At 33.1% G+C, this 19,639-nt stretch carries 21 protein-coding genes; all 21 read right to left on the bottom strand.

Annotated elements, in window-relative coordinates; genetic code table 11:
* Positions 1–2: 2 nt before the first annotated feature.
* Positions 3–488 carry a KdsC family phosphatase gene (locus tag AC3ANL_RS05925; RefSeq protein WP_488328331.1) on the bottom strand — a complete coding sequence of 162 codons (486 nt, stop codon included), beginning with the start codon at positions 486–488 and terminating at the stop codon, positions 3–5.
* The gene (locus AC3ANL_RS05920; RefSeq protein ID WP_488328330.1) at positions 485–1,495 is read right to left on the bottom strand and encodes a KpsF/GutQ family sugar-phosphate isomerase; all 1,011 of its coding nucleotides are present in this window, start codon (positions 1,493–1,495) and stop codon (positions 485–487) included. The genes AC3ANL_RS05925 and AC3ANL_RS05920 overlap by 4 nt, the downstream gene beginning before the upstream one ends.
* Positions 1,467–2,306, bottom strand: a complete 840-nt coding sequence (gene kdsA / locus AC3ANL_RS05915) for a 3-deoxy-8-phosphooctulonate synthase (RefSeq protein ID WP_488328329.1) — start codon at positions 2,304–2,306, stop codon at positions 1,467–1,469. The genes AC3ANL_RS05920 and kdsA overlap by 29 nt, the downstream gene beginning before the upstream one ends.
* Before the next feature lie 26 nt (positions 2,307–2,332).
* Entirely contained in the window at positions 2,333–3,091 is a 759-nt protein-coding gene (locus AC3ANL_RS05910) for a 3-deoxy-manno-octulosonate cytidylyltransferase (RefSeq protein WP_488328328.1), read from the bottom strand.
* A 16-nt stretch (positions 3,092–3,107) separates the two neighbouring features.
* Entirely contained in the window at positions 3,108–3,896 is a 789-nt protein-coding gene (locus AC3ANL_RS05905; RefSeq protein WP_488328327.1) for a 6-hydroxymethylpterin diphosphokinase MptE-like protein, read from the bottom strand.
* A gap of 27 nt (positions 3,897–3,923) precedes the next feature.
* The gene (locus AC3ANL_RS05900) at positions 3,924–4,880 is read right to left on the bottom strand and encodes a glucosamine inositolphosphorylceramide transferase family protein (RefSeq protein ID WP_488328326.1); all 957 of its coding nucleotides are present in this window, start codon (positions 4,878–4,880) and stop codon (positions 3,924–3,926) included.
* 3 nt (positions 4,881–4,883) lie between these two features.
* Positions 4,884–6,059 carry a glycosyltransferase gene (locus AC3ANL_RS05895; protein ID WP_488328325.1) on the bottom strand — a complete coding sequence of 392 codons (1,176 nt, stop codon included), beginning with the start codon at positions 6,057–6,059 and terminating at the stop codon, positions 4,884–4,886.
* 42 nt (positions 6,060–6,101) lie between these two features.
* Positions 6,102–7,151 carry a glycosyltransferase family 2 protein gene (locus AC3ANL_RS05890; protein ID WP_488328324.1) on the bottom strand — a complete coding sequence of 350 codons (1,050 nt, stop codon included), beginning with the start codon at positions 7,149–7,151 and terminating at the stop codon, positions 6,102–6,104.
* Positions 7,152–7,182: 31 nt separating this feature from the next.
* The gene (locus AC3ANL_RS05885) at positions 7,183–8,967 is read right to left on the bottom strand and encodes an ABC transporter ATP-binding protein (protein WP_488328323.1); all 1,785 of its coding nucleotides are present in this window, start codon (positions 8,965–8,967) and stop codon (positions 7,183–7,185) included.
* 190 nt (positions 8,968–9,157) lie between these two features.
* Positions 9,158–10,357, bottom strand: coding sequence for a glycosyltransferase (locus AC3ANL_RS05880; RefSeq protein WP_488328322.1), 1,200 nt, complete (start codon positions 10,355–10,357; stop codon positions 9,158–9,160).
* Positions 10,358–10,382: 25 nt separating this feature from the next.
* Positions 10,383–11,009: an acyltransferase gene (locus AC3ANL_RS05875; RefSeq protein WP_488328321.1), complete on the bottom strand. Its 627-nt coding sequence runs from the start codon at positions 11,007–11,009 to the stop codon at positions 10,383–10,385.
* Positions 11,010–11,029: 20 nt separating this feature from the next.
* Positions 11,030–11,764, bottom strand: coding sequence for a glycosyltransferase family 32 protein (locus tag AC3ANL_RS05870; protein ID WP_488328320.1), 735 nt, complete (start codon positions 11,762–11,764; stop codon positions 11,030–11,032).
* Positions 11,739–12,128, bottom strand: coding sequence for a helix-turn-helix domain-containing protein (locus AC3ANL_RS05865; RefSeq protein ID WP_488328319.1), 390 nt, complete (start codon positions 12,126–12,128; stop codon positions 11,739–11,741). The genes AC3ANL_RS05870 and AC3ANL_RS05865 overlap by 26 nt, the downstream gene beginning before the upstream one ends.
* A 32-nt stretch (positions 12,129–12,160) precedes the next feature.
* Entirely contained in the window at positions 12,161–13,300 is a 1,140-nt protein-coding gene (locus AC3ANL_RS05860) for a DegT/DnrJ/EryC1/StrS family aminotransferase (RefSeq protein WP_488329669.1), read from the bottom strand.
* A gap of 53 nt (positions 13,301–13,353) precedes the next feature.
* Complete coding sequence (locus tag AC3ANL_RS05855) at positions 13,354–13,998, bottom strand: acetyltransferase (protein WP_488328318.1); 645 nt, start codon at positions 13,996–13,998, stop codon at positions 13,354–13,356.
* Complete coding sequence (locus AC3ANL_RS05850) at positions 13,995–14,609, bottom strand: sugar transferase (RefSeq protein WP_488328317.1); 615 nt, start codon at positions 14,607–14,609, stop codon at positions 13,995–13,997. The genes AC3ANL_RS05855 and AC3ANL_RS05850 overlap by 4 nt, the downstream gene beginning before the upstream one ends.
* Before the next feature lie 16 nt (positions 14,610–14,625).
* The gene (locus tag AC3ANL_RS05845) at positions 14,626–14,769 is read right to left on the bottom strand and encodes a YwzD family small protein (protein ID WP_488328316.1); all 144 of its coding nucleotides are present in this window, start codon (positions 14,767–14,769) and stop codon (positions 14,626–14,628) included.
* Between the two features lie 74 nt (positions 14,770–14,843).
* Positions 14,844–15,914 carry an EpsG family protein gene (locus AC3ANL_RS05840; protein WP_488328315.1) on the bottom strand — a complete coding sequence of 357 codons (1,071 nt, stop codon included), beginning with the start codon at positions 15,912–15,914 and terminating at the stop codon, positions 14,844–14,846.
* Between the two features lie 126 nt (positions 15,915–16,040).
* Positions 16,041–17,861: a polysaccharide biosynthesis protein gene (locus AC3ANL_RS05835; protein ID WP_488328314.1), complete on the bottom strand. Its 1,821-nt coding sequence runs from the start codon at positions 17,859–17,861 to the stop codon at positions 16,041–16,043.
* 324 nt (positions 17,862–18,185) lie between these two features.
* Positions 18,186–18,842: a CpsD/CapB family tyrosine-protein kinase gene (locus AC3ANL_RS05830; RefSeq protein ID WP_488328313.1), complete on the bottom strand. Its 657-nt coding sequence runs from the start codon at positions 18,840–18,842 to the stop codon at positions 18,186–18,188.
* A complete protein-coding gene (locus AC3ANL_RS05825) occupies positions 18,829–19,566 on the bottom strand; it encodes a YveK family protein (RefSeq protein ID WP_488328312.1) in 738 nt (245 codons plus the stop codon). The genes AC3ANL_RS05830 and AC3ANL_RS05825 overlap by 14 nt, the downstream gene beginning before the upstream one ends.
* Positions 19,567–19,639 lie beyond the last annotated feature (73 nt).

Below are 19,639 nucleotides of genomic sequence, written 5' to 3'. Positions count from 1 at the left end.
ATTTATCCTCTCTTTATTATTAAATCAATAAATTCTCGAACAGCACCATTTCCACCAATAGATTTGCATATATAATCTACTTCATCAATAACTTCATCAACTGCATCTGCTGGACAAGCTTTTAAGTAGCATACTTTCATACATTCAAGGTCATTTACATCGTCACCGATATAAGCAACATTTTCATAGGTTAATTCGTACCTACTAATTATCTCCTCCAAAACATTTAACTTATCTTCAATTCCTTGATGAACTTCCTCAATTTTTAGTTCAGCAGCACGTTTTGCTAATATTTCCGATCTTTTCCCTGTAATGATAACTGGTTTAATATTATACTTTTCAATATTTATTAAACGATAGCCATCTTTTACATTAAACGCTTTAAAAACCTCACCATTCTCACCAACATAAATTTTCCCATCAGTTAAAGTACCATCAACATCCATAACAAGCATTTTAATTTTTGATAAATCCTTATTGATCATCATATGACTATACCCACTCCAAAAATATCGTTAACCCTTACAGTTCCAACCAGTTTATGATCATTAATAACAGGCAATGCAGAGATATTGTTAACTTTCATCATCTTTAATGCATCTACAGCGAGCATATCAGAATCAATATATTTTGGTGTTTTTACCATTACATCATCTACTGACAAATCGTAAACATTTACTTCTCTTGTAAATGTTTTCCTTAAATCACCATCCGTAAAGACGCCAAGTAATTCATTGTTAATACTTACAATATTAATAATTCCGATCGCTTTCGTGCTCATCTCAACGATAGCGTCTTTTAACTTGGTTCCAGCTTTTACAACTGCATTTTTATCTCCTGAATGCATAATATCATTCACTTTTATTAGGAGTTTTTTACCAAGGGATCCTGCTGGATGATACAATGCGTAATTATGCTCATGAAAACCATAAATTTTTGATAGACAAACTGCTAATGCATCTCCCAAAACCATTTCAACTGTAGTACTTGATGTAGGTGCCAAGTCCATTGAACATGCTTCCTTAAATTTAGGAAATACAAAAGAGTAATCACTGTACTTAACAAGTGATGAATTAGGATTACCAGAGATTCCAATTAATGTTGCACCTATTATTTTTATATTTGGTAGAATTCTTGTGATCTCTTCACTTTCTCCACTAAAACTAATAGCTATGACAATATCATTTGCCGAAATCATTCCCAAGTCACCATGCAAAGCTTCAGCAGGATGAAGGAAAAACGCTGATGTTCCTAGACTCGACATTGTTGCAGCTATTTTCCTCGAAACATGACCAGGTTTACCCATTCCTGTAACAATAACTTTGCCGGTACAATTGGAAATGAGTTTTACTATACTTACAAAGCTTTCATCCAAAGCATCTTTTACAAGATTTATAGCATTTACCTCAGTTTCAAAAACAAACCTCGATTCAGATAGAATATCAATTTGATGTTCCTTTTTTGATTCAATGAGAATATCTAATTGATTCAACATCACGCACCGCCTTAAATATTTTAATAAGTTTTTTAAGCATGACTTCGATCTCATCAAGTTTCACCATATTAGGGCCATCGGACTTAGCATTATCAGGATTTTCATGCACTTCCATAAATAAAGCATCTGCACCAACTGCTATAGCCGCTTTTGCTAAATGTTCCACATACTCTCGATTTCCACCAGTCGAAGTGCCGTTGCCGCCTGGTTTTTGAACGCTGTGTGTTGCATCAAAAACAACAGGATAGCCGAACTTTTTCATTTCAATAATGTTGATCATATCAACAACTAAATTGTTATAACCAAATGTGTTACCTCGTTCGCATAAAAGAATGTTTTCGTTACCTGATTCTTCTACTTTTGTAATAACATTTTTCATATCCTTTGCAGATAAAAACTGTGCCTTTTTAATGTTAACTGGTAACCCAGTTTTAGCTGCTTCTACTAATAAATCTGTTTGTCTGCATAGAAAAGCAGGTATTTGAAGCATATCAACAACTTCAGCAGCAGCCCTTGCTTGGTATGGTTCATGAATATCTGTTACTATAGGTATTCCTAACTCATCTTTAACCTTCTTAAGAATATGAAGACCCTCATTTATCCCAGGACCTCTGAACGCTGAAACGGACGTCCTGTTCGCTTTATCGAACGATGACTTAAAAATAAAAGGAATACCAAGTAGTCCTGTGATGTCTTTCATTCTTGTAGCCACTTCCATCACCTGTGCTTCTGATTCGATTACACAAGGACCTGCAATTAAAGTAAACATAGTGTTATCTATTGTTATGTTACCAACTTTTATTGTTTTCATTTTGATTTCCTCCTCCCCATACTATTTCAACCTTTTACAAACATCATTGTTGGAACCTTCCCACTTTCCTTCATGTACTCTTCCACTTTTTCAATATCTTTGGGTGTATCAACTGAAATTGTTTTACAATGTGCGTTTATATAATATATATCTTTCCTATTTTCAATAAATCGAAAAGAATCGTTCTCTTCAATTTTCTCAATTGGTCCACGTGGTGTTTCGTGATAGTATTGAAGAGCCTTTTTAGTAAATGCTCCTACGCCAACAAATTTCTGATATGAATAGTTCATACCACCTTTAGGGAATGGAATAGGGCTCCGAGAAATGAATAGACAAATCCCATCTTTATTCGTTACAATTTTTAAATTAGAGGTATCGACAACCTCCACTGGATCAGTAAAATCTGTCATAAGATTAGATACATAAAAATCTTCTTTATTTAAATTAGACGGAATACATTTTACAATATCTTTGGCTTCTATAGCTGGCTCGTCACCATTTACCATTACATAAAGATCAGCATCTATTCGTTGCGAAACTTCATAAAGCCTTTCTGTTGCAGTTTCATGCTCTTTTGAGGTCATGATGACTTTTGCACCAAATCCTTCGCATACGCTTTTAATTTTTTCACTCTCAGTTGCAATATAAACCTCATCAAAACATTCAACTTCTTTAGAATGTTGATAAACCCACCAAACCATTGGTTTTCCTAGAATATTTGCTAATGGTTTATTATTAAATCTTGAAGAACCGCCTCTAGCAGGGATTACACCAACTATTCTCATACTTATACCACACTTTCTAAAAAATTATTTTATCAAAATTCACTCTCTCAAAGACTTCTAATTTGCCTCCACGAGTTGCATTATATATTTTTATATTATGTTCATCTGTATATTTTTTTGCTGCTATAAATGCTCTAGTTGAGATTTCAATATTGGGAATATATAATTCCTCTTTGTCAGTATTATACTTTTCAGTAAAATAGTCTTTGGCCGTCTTATCAATTATTATTTCTCCTTTATCGTTTTCCATTTTACTAAAATGATGATCAACACCTAAAAGATAAATCTCTTTAATTCCCATATAAACTGCCATTTGTATTGCGGTATAGGCTACGGTATTACCCCAGTATATACCTTTAACAATGTCTTCAGAAAACTTGGGTTCGACTTTGCTGTCACTTAATTTAAAGATATAATAGATTGCATTTTGAAAATTAATCTTGTAATCCCATGGGAAATTAACAGGGAAAAACTTATTTTCTATCTTTAAATTATCTATTTCTTCTTTACTTTTTAAAATTGTTTTTTCATCTTCAGAGCAGTAATATGTAGGGCGCCAATCTGTTTGATCGAATAAATAGTAAATTCGATTGAAGGCAAATGTAATTTCATGTTTCAGTTTATCTAGGTCTTTAGCTTTCAAACTTGGACCATTGCCAATAATAAAACATCTCTTGTGAAAATGTTTATTTTTAAACTTTATTAAAGTTGCAGCATTTTGTGATAGAGGAAATAGATTAATTTTTATTAGTCTTGTTATTCTATATAAGGCTAAATTTATTATATTTTTATATTTCTTAATCATGCTATACTCCTTGAGTTGTAAACTAATCTATCCGCTGGATTTTATTGCTACTACGATTGATTTCTTAATGAACTTATAAGGTAGTTTAAAAAGGAAGGTTAATAGTTTTTTAATATCAAAAACTGAATATCTTACATCAATTACTTCAAAGTTATCACACCTACCATACGTATGGGTCCCAGTTAATTTTTTATAAAATTTTATAGGAATATCGTCAGGTAAGATTGTTGAGATATTTTTTTCTTGATAGGAATTTTCTGATATACTTATAATTTCATTGAATTTTATTGCTTTACCATATCCACCATTTGAACAATCCTGAGATACCCTAATTAACTTACTATTTTGCTCAAATATTCTTCCAGCTGGCCTCGTAAATTCATTATCAGTTATGATTGGGTTGCTCTTATGTGGTATTAATTTAAATTCATTATCAACTGAATATAATAATAATTCATCACTATATGGACTAAAGCACAATACTTTTGAAACAAAAATATATAGTTTATCCTTGAGTTTTAAAATTGTTGCATCAGATAATTCAATATCATCCAATAGCACTTTGCTAAGTTTCCATTCATATGGAAAACTCACCGATTCATATAACAATAATTTTTTTATTGATGAGGTTTCGGGCATCATATAGATTTTGTTATTAAAATCAAAAACAAATGGGTACGACATGTGAAAGGGTTCGTTTATTATAATTTGTTGATCCACAACTCTATTGTTAATAACTGTGGCTACTCCTATTTCTCCAAGGCTTTTTTTCTTATTATAAGCTTCATAAAACATATAGACTTTCCCGCTTCTTTTATAAAGTAACGGATCTGCATACCAGTATTTAATGTTATTTTTAAAAGCGGTAAATTCAGTTCTATTATTATTATCTAACATTCCTGTGTCATGACTAATAAATCTATATGCGATCATATAATCAGTACGAAAAAATCGCTGGAAAAAATTTGATACTGAACTGTTCATAATCTACACAACCTCAATTAAGTCATAAACTTTATCCATAACAACTTTCGGACTATAATTTTTTAAAACATCACTCTTATCATTTTTTAATTGATTATAGATTTGTTTATCATTTATTAAAGTTAAAATCCCTTTAAAAAGGCCATCAGGGGTTGGTTCAACAAGTAAACCATTTTCTTTTTGACGAATAAACTCTTCTGGTCCCATTGACCTTGCAACAATTACAGGTGTATTTAAAGCTAAAGCTTCCAAGACTGTAATTGATAAAGATTCAACAAGAGATGGATGAACATAAATAAATGCATTTTTAATATATGGATAAGGATTGTTGATAGAACCTATTAAATAAATGCTATTTTCTAATTTATAACGTTTAATACATCTCTCAATTTCACTTCGTTGTACACCTTCACCAATAAGATACCATTTTAAGTTGTACCCGCTGTCTACCAACTTTTTGCAAGCATGAACACAATTAATCATTCCCTTCTCAGGTGATAATCTACCTACGCTCACTAGGGTTAGATTTTGATTAAAATTAATGTCATGACTAATTCTTTCATTTGCTTTGTCCCGGATTTCTGCAACGTTAATAATGTTTGGTATGACAATGATTTTGTTATGGATCCCATTAATATTGTTTATCAGCAATTCTTTGCTACTGTTCGAAACTGCTATTATTTTGTTAAAGTTTTTGAATACTTTCATCCAACGTTTTGTTTCATTTTTCGAATAATCGTATGCTCCATGATGCCACCAAGTAATCTTGTTTTTACTGTTAATGATATATCCAACAAAATCAGTGCAAATTCCCATCCGATATGCTATAGCGCAGTCATAATTTTTATACAAATTAAAAAGGGGCTTAGCAAGATATAATGCCTTAACTCCGATTATTTTCTCTAGTAAGAATATAATTCTGAGACAAAGTGCGAACCAATTCCTTTTTCTTATGTTTGTAAAAATACACTGGATAAATGGTCCATAGGTTTTTGATAAATCAAAGTAGATAATATTTACTTCTTTAGGGACCTCCTTAGCATAATCACCAAGTTCTTCAAATAAGATCAAATCGAGGTCATAATAATTAAAATCTATACTTTTTAGCACATTTATAAGCGAGTTCTCAACCCCGCCTACCTTTAAATGACCATTTACAATCAAAAGTTTCTTTTTCAAAATTTCACCTCTCAATCTAACAATGAATTTTTCTTCTTATTGCTATTTATTCAGTATTTTATCAGTAAAATGCACAGGTCTTGATCTTCTATTGAGCACTAACAAACTGTATAATTTAACCATTTTATATTTTATTAGAAGTACCGTAACTTTCATCTTCCAAGAGATACTTGGTAATTTAAAGTCCTCAAATATTTTTGTGACTTTTGGGTGATACATAATTTCTTTAATCCTATTTATTTTTTCACTTTGTTCGTACCCATAATATTTTACTTGCCCTAACGTATTCAATGTAAAATACAACATATTTATTTTAATTTGCCTAGAAAAATCAAATTCTATATTTTTTCCAAAATACTGATTTAATCTTTCGTTTATTTTAAGGTAAGTATGCCATTTATTTTCATGAAATGTATTCGTCGTTGAAGCAGAATTGTAAAAGTAGTTGTAGTAATAATGATTTTTTAAATAGTAGAAACTTGCTGCATGATACATTATCTTCGAGCCTAGAATTGAATCTTCACAGTAGTGTATATCTTCGTCATAGTATAAATTGTTTCTTTTAAGGAAATTTAAATTAAATAAACAAACCCAGTTTGATATAGTTGGTGGAAATTCGATATGATCGAACATGATTAAGCAGTGGAACAGCTCATTCTTTATTTCATCTTTTGAATAATACCCTCCTCGAATAGGTTGTGTTCGTTTATCTTCATAATTGTTTGATTTTTTTTTGTAATCACACATAATAAAATCAAGATCTAATTCTTCAGCTTTGTGAACCATCTCCTGGTACATCTCAGGTTCAATCCAATCATCCGAGTCAATAAAACTTAAGTACTTTCCTTTTGCAATTTTAATTCCGTCATTTCTGGCTGCTGAAACTCTAGCATTTTTTTTGTGGATAACTTTAATCCGTTTATCTTTTTGGGCATAATCATCACATATTTGACCAGAATTATCTTTGGAACCGTCGTTAATTAATATAATTTCAAAATCTTGAAATGATTGATTTAGTATACTATCAACACAGCGGTGTAAATAATTTTCAACATTATAGACCGGTATTACCACACTGATTTTCGGAAGCATCTTTTTCCTCCTTTCTAAACTATTACGGTACTTACATCGACTGTCTAAGTTTATTATCTGCTGATATTAATTTTCCATTATCTACTTTAAAAACAATGTCACAGTTTTCAATTGTGCTCAATCTATGTGCAATGATGATTAATGTCTTTTCACCCTTTAGACCATCAATTGCCCTCATAATCTCTTTTTCTGTCTCGTTATCTAATGCAGATGTTGCTTCATCTAAAAAGATAATTTCCGGGTTATGATACAATGCTCTAGCAATCCCAATACGTTGCCGTTGTCCCCCTGAGAGTCTAACTCCTCTTTCACCTACGACAGTATTTATTCCTTCAGGGAGAGTATCAATAAAATCCTTTAGCTGTGCATCTTCAATTGCCTTTTGAACAGCAAAATCATCAATGTCCTGATCATTTATTCCAAAAGCCACATTGTTCCGAATGGTTTCATCTGATAAATAAATGGATTGTGGAATATAGCCAATCTTATTTTTCCATATTGGCATCAGTTCATTTAGATCTTTCCCATCAACTACTATCCGGCCCTTCTCAGGTTCGAATAGGCCTAATATAATATCAACAATAGTTGTTTTGCCCGCACCAGAAGTTCCAATGAACGCAACAGAATGTCCAATCGGAATGGTTAAGGATAAATTTTTAATGGAATACTCTTTTTGATTTGGATAACGAAAATATACATTTTCTAATCTAATTGAATTATGGAATATTTTCTCATCATTATTTAGTTTTTCATGTTTAAACTCAATGATTACATCTTCTTCAATTGGATTCTTGCCGTTATTATCTTTAATTAAATCATTATAGACTACTGTCAATGCCGGCTGGCTAAATCGAATGGAGGTTATGGTGGCGACTATTCTATTAATAGAAGGCATTAATCGAAATGCTGCCATAGCAAATAGTGACATGGTAGCCACTAATGTAGATGTCTCTGTACCTTGAAACACAATAATGACCATCGTAATAAGGACAACTGATACTAATAAGGTCTCGATAAATAGCCTAGGAATTTGATCTAGCGTATTTTTATAAATGGTATTATTCGCCATAATCTGACTTTGCTTAGCGTACGATTTCACAAAGTAACTTTCTTTTCCCGAAACCTTGATTTCTTTACTTGCCCCTAATCCTTGATTTACCCACTTAATCATCTCACGACTTACTCTTTGGTTTTCTATTCCTAAATGAGTAATCTTGTTTCGAAAGATCTTAAAGAATAAAAGAACACTTCCCCCCAATAAAATACCGGATGTAAGCGTGGCTAATGGCGCAGTAACAATTAATAAAGTAAGTATAAAAGTCATGATTAATATCTCCGTTAGCAATTGAAAACTTGCTAATAAAATACCATCAAATACCTTTGCTACTTCTCCGTTTACATTCCTTAATAATTCAGCGGAATTCCGCTGCAAATGAAACGTATAAGGTTTTGTTAAGTACAACTTAAACATCGTTCTGGATAGTTTTACTTTTTGATTCAAAATGACTCTATATTGTACCGAATAGAAAAATAATAAATAAGCATTCTTAACAATATATACTGTGAGTAAGCAGACCACAGCAAACAAAATAAACGTATTGGTTGATTGAAAATTTAACAATTGGTATACATTTGATAAAAATGATTGCTTCTGAATAATAGTAGGATTGGTTACAATTCCAACAAAAGGAACGATTAATCCAATTCCTACCGTTTCAAATATAGCTGCAAGGATCATCATCATAAAAAGCAACAATAATTTTTTCTTATCTCTTTTATTTAACAGAACCCCTATTTTTTGAATTGTATCCCTCAATTTGTTTCCACCTTCTCTAACTCTGGTTTTGTTCATTATAATGAACACTATTACTAAAAAAATTTGTGTTGAGATTCTGTTCTGTTTCATCTTTTTACATTATAACTTACAATAAATTCTTTTTAAAGAACATCTCTTCGACATAAATCTACAGAATTTATTTTGAAACTACCTAAAAAAACCTTTTAAATTAACTTAAAATTTTATATAGCTTTTCTAGTTCATAACAATTGCTATAGTCTTGATTTCTTATATTGTTCACTAAAGTATTCTTCATTTCTTGATTACAATAAAATTCCTCAATGCCTTTCGCTATACCTGGGACACTTAAGTCACAAATCAATCCTTCAACTCCATCTTCAATTTGGCTAGCTGCCGTTGGATATTTTGTAATGAGAATAGGTTTCGCTAGTATTTTAGCTTCCGAAACCGTTACCGCTTTTCCCTCATATCTAGAAGGCTGTACATATAGATCGCAATTTTTTATAAAAGGATAAGGATTTGTTTTTTTTCCTAAAAGGATAAAGCTCTCTTTTAAACCATGCTTAGAAATTAAATCTTTCAATTCTTTCTCATATCCTCCGTAACCGATGATGTACCATTTAATATTGGTTAAACCTTTGTTATGCAAAAGTTTCAGCGCTTCTATAGCCAGGTCAAAACCTTTAACATAAGACAATCTACCTACGGAGACTAGATTAAAGGTTTGAGATTTTTCTTGATTAAGTGGCAGCTCTTCCTCCGCCATTTTCTTTATAAAATTAGGTGAAGTTATATTTTCTACAACTATCACTTTCTCCATCAAGGTTGGATACGTAGATAAAAAGGCATCCCTGCATGCATCTGATACGGACGCAATATAATCAAATTGATTCCAAACTTTAAGGTCCAGCTCATTATCAATTTCCAACTTACTATAATCAGTATGAACCCAGGCCATTTTTTTCTTAGCATTTACCTTATTTACAATGATATCATGCGGCCACGCATAGCTGATGGCTACATCGTATTTTTTATCGAGCTTTGGTAAAAAGAAGGAGGAGTATTTTTGAGTTAGCTGCATCTGTATATATCCTGCTCCCTCTTCCAAGTTTCTAGATGTTGATTTAATTTTTGCTATATACTTTGACAATACCCTAATAAAAGCTAAAGAATATTGTCTTTCTTTAAGGCAAAGCGTAACCGGTTTTCGAAAAACCGTGTACTTTTTTACCTGAGGCAGAATATTTACTGACTTAGGAATTAAATTCATAAACTCGCCGACATGATGGAAGATTAACAGATCGACATTGTATTTTTGATAGTCAAAGCTTTCTAACATATTAATCAAACTTCTCTCAATTCCGCCAATTTCCATATTATAAACCGAAATTAAAATATTCTTTTTCATCCTTTATCCTCACTAAAAAGAAGTATTAACCACTAAACTGTACAACCCTATCTTTACTTTTATACGGTTTTACTTCCGTCTCTCTTTTATTTAAAAATAATGTATGGGGCGGTATGATACCTTTAACAATACTTCCAGCAGCAACAACGACATTATCTCCGATATGGGTATTTCTTAAAATCACGACATTCGACCCAATCCAAACGTTTTCACCAATGGTTACTTCTCCTCTTACTAAATGGTCAGTGGTATTTTTTTTATAATTATGATCATGGTCGTTAATGCACACATTGGGGGCAATTTTAGTGTTCTTTCCGATTGTGATTCGGTTAACACAATTAATATTACAATTATCATTAATAAACACATTATTTCCTATCGTGAGGACACCATTATAATCAATTCGAATGCTGGCATTCTTCCGTATAAAGACAAATTTTCCTATATGAATTTTTGCCTGATTATTAAAAACTTCTATCTTACTATTTACTTGTAGAGAAAAGATGGTGGATTTTATATTTCTAAAATACAAAATTTTAAAAAACAATCCCCTTACTATACCAATGAAGTGGGAGAGGTTCATTAAAATGGTTATAAATACACCACGATTTTTACACTCGGATATAAGGGTCCTAACTATTTTCTTAACCATACTCATTCTCCTTAAAAACTTCAGCGGGATATTTTTCTTATTCTAGCAATATTATGACCACCTATTAGTTTTGACAAAATAAATTTTATTTTCCCTTTAATTCTTTTCGCTAATGGCAGCCAACTTTTATAAAAGTGATGGATTGTATATGTTTTTTCGGTAATGAATGTTTGGCAATTGATATAATCATAAGGAGAAAAATAGGTCTGTGGATAAAAAACTCCAAGCTCATTTATTTCTTGATATTGTCCATTTGCTTTTAATCCCTTCTCTTCAAGTAACTTAGTAATAAAAGCTACATTGGTAAGATTATTGAATGTGCCATCATTTTTTATGAACTTTTTATCATTATAGGATTCTAGGAATTCCTTTATTAATGCATTTCCCTTTTCCGCCCCAATCGTGCTTGTAGCAATAAAGTTTTCTTGTTCAAATCCCCAAAAGGAAGTAACATGTAAGAGGTCATCAAAGGGTTTAAACACTTCAACATCTGTATCTAAATAAATCCCACCATAATTATAGAGAGCGTACACTCGGACATAATCACTGACAAAGGCAAATTTCCCCGCATTGTAAGCTTCTTTCACATATGAATTCACATTTATATTAAAATTACTTTCATTCCATTCTAAAATTTCATAGTGTGGTAGATGCTCTTTCCAGCTCTCTATACATTTTTTCACAATCCCTGGTTTTTCTTTTCCGCCAAACCAACAATAATGAATCATCCTAGGTATCTTGGTTATATCGTCCATTGGACTTACCTCTGTTATTCTCTATTCTTGAATTTTGATTTCTCCAATTAATAAATTCAATTAACGTTTTATAGTCTTTAATTTGCTCTTTTTCTATTCCTGTCTCCTTTAATTCTGCTGCGAATTCAATCAAAATTGGATCTATTTTTTTTTGAACTTCATCTGTTTTTACTGGACTCAAAAATGAATCTAAATCAATTTCAAGCACTGTAGCAATTCTTTTTACAACTTCGATAGACGGATTCCTATTCAGATTACGTTCAATATTACTTAAGTAAGACTTTGATATATTTGCCCGTTTAGCTAATTCGGACAAAGTTAACCCCTTTTGCTTCCGTAAATCATACATCGTTTTTCCAATCACGCCTCATACCCCGTTTTTCATAAATTAAATGACTATATAGTAAACATATCCGCTCTTTCCTTCCTTTTAATAACTGTTTGTTTGATATGGTGAATGACAGTTTCTATATCTGCCTCCGTCATATTCGACCCTGAAGGCAAGCACAACCCATTATTAAAGAGGCTTTCTGAAATACTTTTTTGTTCATTATGAGAGTAATATTTCCTTCCCGCAAATACAGGTTGAAGGTGAAGTGGCTTCCAAACCGGCCTTGCTTCAATATTTTCCTCACTTAATGCACTCAGTATCTCTGTAACTGAGACTCCAGCCTCTATCTCATTGATAGTTAATGCGGTTAACCATCTATTAGAATAAGTATCTGTTAACTCAGGCATAAATGTTAAGCCAGGTAAATTGGAAAGTTCATCAAAGTATCGTTGAAAAATCACTCTTCTTGCAGAAATTCTTTCCTCCAGTACTTCTAATTGCGCTCTTCCAACCCCTGCTAAAATGTTACTCAATCGATAATTGAATCCGATTTGACTGTGTTGGTAGTGTGGTGAGAAATCACGTGCTTGTGTAGCTAAGAATCTTGCCCTTTGTAATGCCTCACGATCATCTGAAACCAACATTCCTCCTCCGGAAGTGGTAATAATCTTGTTGCCATTAAAGGAAAAAACGCCAAATTTCCCAAATGTTCCACTTGCTTTCCCTTTATACATAGCGCCAAGTGACTCTGCTGCATCTTCAATGATAGGAATTCCATATCGATTGCAGATGTCCGTAATTTCATCCATTTTAGCGCTTTGTCCATACAAATTTACAACAATTACAGCCTTCGGAAGAGTTCCTCCCTTTATGGCATCATGAAAAGCTCTCTCTAAAGCTTGTGGCGACATATTCCATGTGTCAGGTTCAGAATCGATAAAAACCGGTACGGCCCCCTGATAAATAATCGGATTGGCACTGGCAATAAAGGTAAGACTCGAGCAAAACACCATATCACCGTGTCCTACCCCTAATAAAGAAAGAGCCAAATGAATAGCTGCCGTTCCTGAACTGACGGCCACTGCTTCACTGGCTCCCACGTATTGAGCTATTTCCGCTTCAAAAGCATCCACATTTGGTCCAAGCGGAGCAATCCAATTTGTTTCAAATGCTTCATTTATATATTTATGTTCCTTTCCACTCATATGAGGAGATGATAGAAAAATCCTTTTTTTATAGGTTGGTTGATCCACTGACTTCACCCCGCGTTCACTTTATTATTTATCTTTACCTTGGCAGGTATTCCCACAGCTAGACAATTTGCAGGAAGGTGATCTAATACAGTTGCTCCTGCACCAATCATTGTCCATTCACCTATTCTTTTATTTGGGATAATGGTTGCTCCGCTTCCTACACATGAACCCTCACGCAGTACCACCGTCCCTGCAATCGTACTATTAGGGCAGAGGTGAACAAAATCTTCTAGTAAGCTATCGTGCTCCACTACTGAGCATGAATTGATGATGCAATGATCCCCAATCATCACATCTGCATTAATGACGGCTTGTGGCATGACAACAGTACCATGCCCTATTTTTGCACTTGGGCTTATACTTGCAGAAGGATGGATAATTGTTACAAAGTTTCTTCTAGATAAGTCCAGCTTCTCAGCGACTAATTTTCTTGCTCTGTTATCGCCAATAGCCATGACAAATTTTACATTCTTATTTTCTATCTTAAATTGATTTGCTGCTTCAACAGGACCACAAATGACGTTGTTCAAAACTTGAATTTTTTCATACTTATTATCAAGATATCCGATGATTTGGAGACCTTTGATTGATCGAATAATATCAGAGACTACTTTACTATGCCCCCCATGGCCGATGACAACAACATTCATGGGTTTCCTCCTCCCATTGAGGAGTTAGAGCCTTTAAAGGTCTCCACTGTTACCTTTCCAGGTTGATTAATTCCATCAGATATGATTACCTTATAAGCTGTTAAAAATAGAATTTTCATATCGAGAAAGAAGGTTTGGTTCTTAACGTACCAAACATCTAACTTGAATTTCTCATCCCAAGAAAGAGTATTTCTCCCATTCACTTGGGCCCACCCTGTTATCCCCGGTCTTACGTTGTGCCTTAAGGATTGCTCTTTTGTATAAAGTGGCAAGTATTCAACTAGCAGAGGTCTTGGCCCAACTAAACTCAAATCACCTGTTATCACATTCCATAATTGGGGATATTCATCTAAGCTGTATTTACGAAGTAATCTTCCAAAAGATGTTAATCTGATATAATCTGGCTGCAATTGACCTTGATCATCTTTTTCATCTGTCATAGTTCGAAACTTATACAAGCAAAAAGGTTTTCCATATAAACCAGGGCGATTCTGTTTAAAGAAGATAGGAGAACCCAGCTTCAGTTTAATTAACAATCCAATCACGATAAAAATGGGTGAAAGACTTACGAGCAGTATTAAAGAAATCGTAAAGTCAAATAGCCGCTTCATATTCTAACCTCCCAAGCTATTTGGAATCAGCTAATAATTGTTTTTTTATTTCTTCAATTACATCTTTAATATTTATGTTTTCAGTCTCTATCCCCTTTACATAAATATTCAACAATATTGCTTTCAATCTCTGTTGGGTTAAATGTTCTGATAAAGCCATCTTACTAACCTCTCTTAGTAATACTATTTATTCTTATTTAAAAAAATTCCTCACTTTGATTGAAGTGAGGATTGTTAACCAAAGTAATTACTTTTATAGATGATATTTAAATTAATCACACTTTCAAAGAAATAATAGGCAAAATAGCATATTATAATGGCATAATACACAAGCTTCTCGTCCTTTTTTCTAAAAACCTTAATAATCCATGATAGTAAGATTATTTGGTATAGTTCAAAATAGATACTAAACCTGGCAAAAATCCAATTCCCCATTGATATAATCATAAAGGACAGACCGATTATCGCCATATTTACGATAACATCACTTTCTGGATATATTTCTCTCAGTTTTTCTCTACCAAAAAAAGCAATGATCAAGGGAACGGCAAACACGATTACCCTTAAAATATTTGCTCCTCCTTCATTAAATTGACTGTATACACCGTATTGACTATCCTGAATTGCAGAAAATAATATACTTGAAAACTGATTAAACCCTAACACAATAAGTACAGAACAAAGTAATAGGATCAACGTCGCCTTTGACCACGCTCTATATCTTACTAAAAAATAGATTGGAATTAAGATCAGTGCACTTTGATGAAAAAATGAAGCAAATATAACGAGTAAAACATATTTAAACCAATTACCCTCAATTAAATATTTAGTACCTGTGAAAATAATGGCTGTTGCTAGACATTGTCTAATTCCATTCATGGTTACTAAAAAAAGACCACCAGTTATATAAACATAAAAACTTAATTCAAACAATCTTGAATATTTATATAGTCCCATAATAATAAGAAGATTCGTAATTGCAGCAGTTGTAAATATTAATATTTGTGGATCATTTGAAAACCTTTTTAAAACCATTTGAAGAACACCAAATCCAATATCATCCTGAGATTTCACTAAATCCCAGGTAAAATTAGTAATATTGTAGGTATGTACATAGAAGGGAGTATCTCCTATATTATTACGTAGTCCAGAAACTAAAATAAAAGATAACATCGTACCAAAAACAAATAATTTATTTGGTTTTATTGACACCAACGAACCATTAAAAACTAGGGTTCTTGAAAAATATCGTGAAAGTAATGAACATAGAAATACAATAGCAAGATTGATCCAGAGGACAGTCATACCATAAATCCCTTCAGCGTATTATAAAATTTAAATCTGGCTTTATTTTTATACAACAATATGTTCGATAATACCTCGTAGTAAAGACCAACTGTTGGAATAATTGCTTTCATTGTATGCCCCCCTTTAAACCGACACAGTTAGTTTTGGTATTTCGTTATAGTTGGCTAACGTTATAAGTCTTTTTCTAATTTCCCCAGAATCAAGGCTTGTGTACGATGTGATAATATCTTCTATTTCTTGAATAAATAATTCAGACGTCTTTCCTATATAAATCTTAGGGTATATTTGCTGCTCATGAACTTCTTCTTTTTTCAATAATTCTTCAAACAGCTTCTCCCCAGGTCTAATTCCTGTAAATTCAATACCTATTTCCTCAATTGAATTTCCTGAGAGTTTAATGAGATTTTTGGCTAAATCAACAATTTTTACAGGTTCGCCCATATCTAGGACAAAGATTTCCCCACCCTTTGCAAGTGAGCCAGCTTGTAGGACTAATCTGGACGCTTCGGGGATTGTCATAAAATAACGAACCATATCAGGGTGGGTAACTGTAACAGGTCCGCCCTTTTCAATTTGCTTTTTAAATAATGGGATTACACTGCCTCTACTTCCCAAAACATTTCCAAAACGAACCGCTACAAATTTAGTAGTACTTTCTTTGTCCAAATGTTGAATAATCATTTCAGCAAGCTTTTTAGCAGCACCCATTACACTAGTTGGATTCACCGCTTTGTCAGTAGAGACCATGACAAAGGTTTTTACTCCATTCCAGCTTGCAGCTTTTGCTACGTTCATTGTCCCAATGATGTTATTTTTGACAGCTTCTTCTGGATTAGCTTCCATAAGTGGTACATGTTTATGTGCAGCTGCATGATAAACAATATCTGGTTGATAGTTACTCATAACCGACATCAATTTTTTCTCGTCCTGTATATCGGCAATCACAGGGACAAATTCTATTTTTGTGTGTTTATTTGCTTCTTTTAGTTCCATTTCGACCGAGTAAATACTATTCTCACCATGTCCTAAAAGGACAAGCTTACTTGGATTAAAATTTGTAATCTGTCTGCAAATTTCTGATCCGATCGATCCTCCTGCACCGGTAACTAGAATAACGTTATTGGTGATGTTTTCTGAAATACTATCGATATCTAATTCAACTGGTTCCCTGCCCAGTAAATCCTCAACTTGCACATCACGAAATTGATTAACAGACACTTTCCCTGTCATTAAGTCCTCAAGCAATGGTAAAATTTGTGTTTTGGCATCTGTTTTTGCACATTCTAGAAAGATCGCATTTAGCTCTTTTTTGCTAAGTGATGGAATCGCAATCACTATATTTTCGATATCGAATTTCGAAACCGCCGTCTCGATTTTGTTGGTGCCGCCATAGACTGGAATGCCTAAGATATCAAGCTTATGCTTTTTAACATCATCGTCAATAAAAGCAATTGGGATTAAATCTGCTTCTTTATTTTGTAACAATTGCCTTGCCACCATGGTTCCAGCAGACCCTGCCCCGATAATTAGTGTTCTTTTTTTATTTTCAATCTTATTAAGACGGGAATCTCGAAGCATCCGCCAGCAAAAACGTGATCCTCCAATGAAAGACATATTAAGTAACCATGTGACTGCCATTAGTCGAAAATAAATCTCATGAAAAATAAAATGCTGAACAATCGCAGCAATAATGATTGAAGTGGTTACTACTTTTAAAATACTTAATAATTCTCCAACACTTGCATATTCCCAGGCTTTTTTATACAAATGAAACCTAAAAGCAAGAAGAAAATGACTTGATAGAATGATAATCGAACTTATCACAATCGGAAAAGTAATAACCTGAATCGTTCCATTAACTAAAAAACGGCTAATAAATATGGCCGTCATTACAATACATGAATCAATAAATATAAATAAGGACAATCGTTGCCGATAGGTCATGCTTTCCCCCCTTTAATTAAAGATGTTGTAACTAACCTCTAATCAGTCTTCATTCTTTCAACTCCCTTAAAATAAAAATGTTAATTATATGTACTCATGAAAGAACGCATAATTAACATTTTTAAATAAATTTAAACGGGCATCTAACCCATCCTCACACCACACTTTTGACGACTAGCGTCTAAGGCTCACTGCCCACAGCATGACCGAGTACCTCCATTGATAACGGAAAGGAGACATCTCCGACACTTAACAAACCCCAAATATAAAAGTAATGTTCTTAATAAAGAACTTCTCTATTAAAAAAAATAACCTTTTCCCTTGCTATTGATTCAAAATTACCCCGATAAGTTTTGCTTTTGCGAATTCTATCACTGCTTTGGCTTCAGTTGCACTTTGGCGTTTTGTTTTGCCATTCTTAACTACCAAAAGTACACCATCACAAAGTCCAGCCAACAGCTTTGTATCTGGCAATTTAAGAAGAGCTGCAGTATCTAGTATAATAACATCATAAGAACCTTTTACTTTTTCTAACAAATCCTTCATCATTTTTGAACCTAATAACTCAACTGGATTTTTGGGGATTGAACCACTTGCCAGTAAGTCTAGTCTCCATATCTCAGTATGATGAACAACTTCACTGAAGGTCATCCTTCCTGTCAGTACATCTGTCAACCCAGTTGAGTTAGAAGTATGAAAGAAATCATGTAATGCAGGGGCTCTTAAATTGGTATCAATTAAGAGGACCTTCTTTTTCTGCTGTACCATAGATACAGCTAGGTTGGCTAGCATTGTCGACTTTCCATCTCCTTCTTCAGGAGAGGTAACCAAGAAGGTTTGAGTCATTTTTTCAGACAAGAGAAAATTAATATTTGTTTGAATCATTTGAAATTGATCTGCTAATACCGAATCTGGAAAATAGTAAGTAACAAAGGGGTTCTTTATTTTGGTTGTCTTTGATGATCTTTTATTTATAATCAATTGTCTCACCCTTCATTTCTACTTCAAATTTACTTTTATTTGTTGCTCTTTTCATATTCCTTTTATTAATTTTAGGTATTCTTCCTAATACTGGAACATCCATTATTTCTTCAATGTCCTTTTTGGAGAGGATTCTATCATCTAACGTTTCTAAAAAGAAGGCAATTCCGATGCCTATTACCAGACCACCAATTATTCCATACAGAAGCTTATTATTTGTTGTTGGATTAATTGGAACCGGATTTACCTTTGCCTTGGATAAAATCCGAATATAGTCCTCCCCTACAATTTTGGGAACTTCCTCTTTAAAAACCTCGGCGGTTGTATCGGCAATTTTTGCTGCCCTATCTGGATCAGTATCCACTACACTTATGCTGACTACCTGAGAGTTTTCTAAACTAGCTACTGAAATTTGATTTGCCAATTGTTCGGATGTTTCATTTAAGCCTAACTTTTTTACAACAATATCAAGGATAGAGGAATCTCTTACAATGACTTGTAGAGTTTTTCTAGATTCTCCATCTGCACCAATAATAATTCTAGATGAAGATTGATATAACGGGACCACTGTAGATTGATTTAAGATATAACCCGCTATTCCAGCTAGAAGGGTCACCAATGTAATAACCATTAAACGCCTTTTGATCACAAGGAACAATTCTTTCAGATTGATTTCCTTTGGCCCTTTTTGAGTTACTTGGTTCATTTTTTTAAAACTATCCATAATGCCACCTTTTATGTTAGACTTTTTTCCCAAAAAACAAAACGTTCTAAATAAAGAACAAATACAGTGAAAA

The organism is Neobacillus sp. DHD-1R (assembly GCF_057747995.1).
This window is presented reverse-complemented; position numbering and strand designations above follow the sequence as displayed.

What these genes read in the sequence shown, in the direction of transcription:
- AC3ANL_RS05920 (WP_488328330.1), bottom strand. Translation starts at nt 1,495, where the DNA reads ATGTTGAATCAATTAGATATTCTCATTGAATCAAAAAAGGAACATCAA.
- AC3ANL_RS05910 (WP_488328328.1), bottom strand. Translation starts at nt 3,091, where the DNA reads ATGAGAATAGTTGGTGTAATCCCTGCTAGAGGCGGTTCTTCAAGATTT.
- AC3ANL_RS05870 (WP_488328320.1), bottom strand. Translation starts at nt 11,764, where the DNA reads ATGGACGATATAACCAAGATACCTAGGATGATTCATTATTGTTGGTTT.
- AC3ANL_RS05905 (WP_488328327.1), bottom strand. Translation starts at nt 3,896, where the DNA reads ATGATTAAGAAATATAAAAATATAATAAATTTAGCCTTATATAGAATA.
- AC3ANL_RS05925 (WP_488328331.1), bottom strand. Translation starts at nt 488, where the DNA reads ATGATGATCAATAAGGATTTATCAAAAATTAAAATGCTTGTTATGGAT.
- kdsA (WP_488328329.1), bottom strand. Translation starts at nt 2,306, where the DNA reads ATGAAAACAATAAAAGTTGGTAACATAACAATAGATAACACTATGTTT.
- AC3ANL_RS05840 (WP_488328315.1), bottom strand. Translation starts at nt 15,914, where the DNA reads ATGACTGTCCTCTGGATCAATCTTGCTATTGTATTTCTATGTTCATTA.
- AC3ANL_RS05850 (WP_488328317.1), bottom strand. Translation starts at nt 14,609, where the DNA reads ATGAAGCGGCTATTTGACTTTACGATTTCTTTAATACTGCTCGTAAGT.
- AC3ANL_RS05860 (WP_488329669.1), bottom strand. Translation starts at nt 13,300, where the DNA reads ATGAGTGGAAAGGAACATAAATATATAAATGAAGCATTTGAAACAAAT.
- AC3ANL_RS05900 (WP_488328326.1), bottom strand. Translation starts at nt 4,880, where the DNA reads ATGAACAGTTCAGTATCAAATTTTTTCCAGCGATTTTTTCGTACTGAT.
- AC3ANL_RS05890 (WP_488328324.1), bottom strand. Translation starts at nt 7,151, where the DNA reads ATGCTTCCGAAAATCAGTGTGGTAATACCGGTCTATAATGTTGAAAAT.
- AC3ANL_RS05880 (WP_488328322.1), bottom strand. Translation starts at nt 10,357, where the DNA reads ATGAAAAAGAATATTTTAATTTCGGTTTATAATATGGAAATTGGCGGA.
- AC3ANL_RS05855 (WP_488328318.1), bottom strand. Translation starts at nt 13,998, where the DNA reads ATGAATGTTGTTGTCATCGGCCATGGGGGGCATAGTAAAGTAGTCTCT.
- AC3ANL_RS05825 (WP_488328312.1), bottom strand. Translation starts at nt 19,566, where the DNA reads ATGGATAGTTTTAAAAAAATGAACCAAGTAACTCAAAAAGGGCCAAAG.
- AC3ANL_RS05875 (WP_488328321.1), bottom strand. Translation starts at nt 11,009, where the DNA reads ATGGTTAAGAAAATAGTTAGGACCCTTATATCCGAGTGTAAAAATCGT.
- AC3ANL_RS05845 (WP_488328316.1), bottom strand. Translation starts at nt 14,769, where the DNA reads ATGGCTTTATCAGAACATTTAACCCAACAGAGATTGAAAGCAATATTG.
- AC3ANL_RS05835 (WP_488328314.1), bottom strand. Translation starts at nt 17,861, where the DNA reads ATGACCTATCGGCAACGATTGTCCTTATTTATATTTATTGATTCATGT.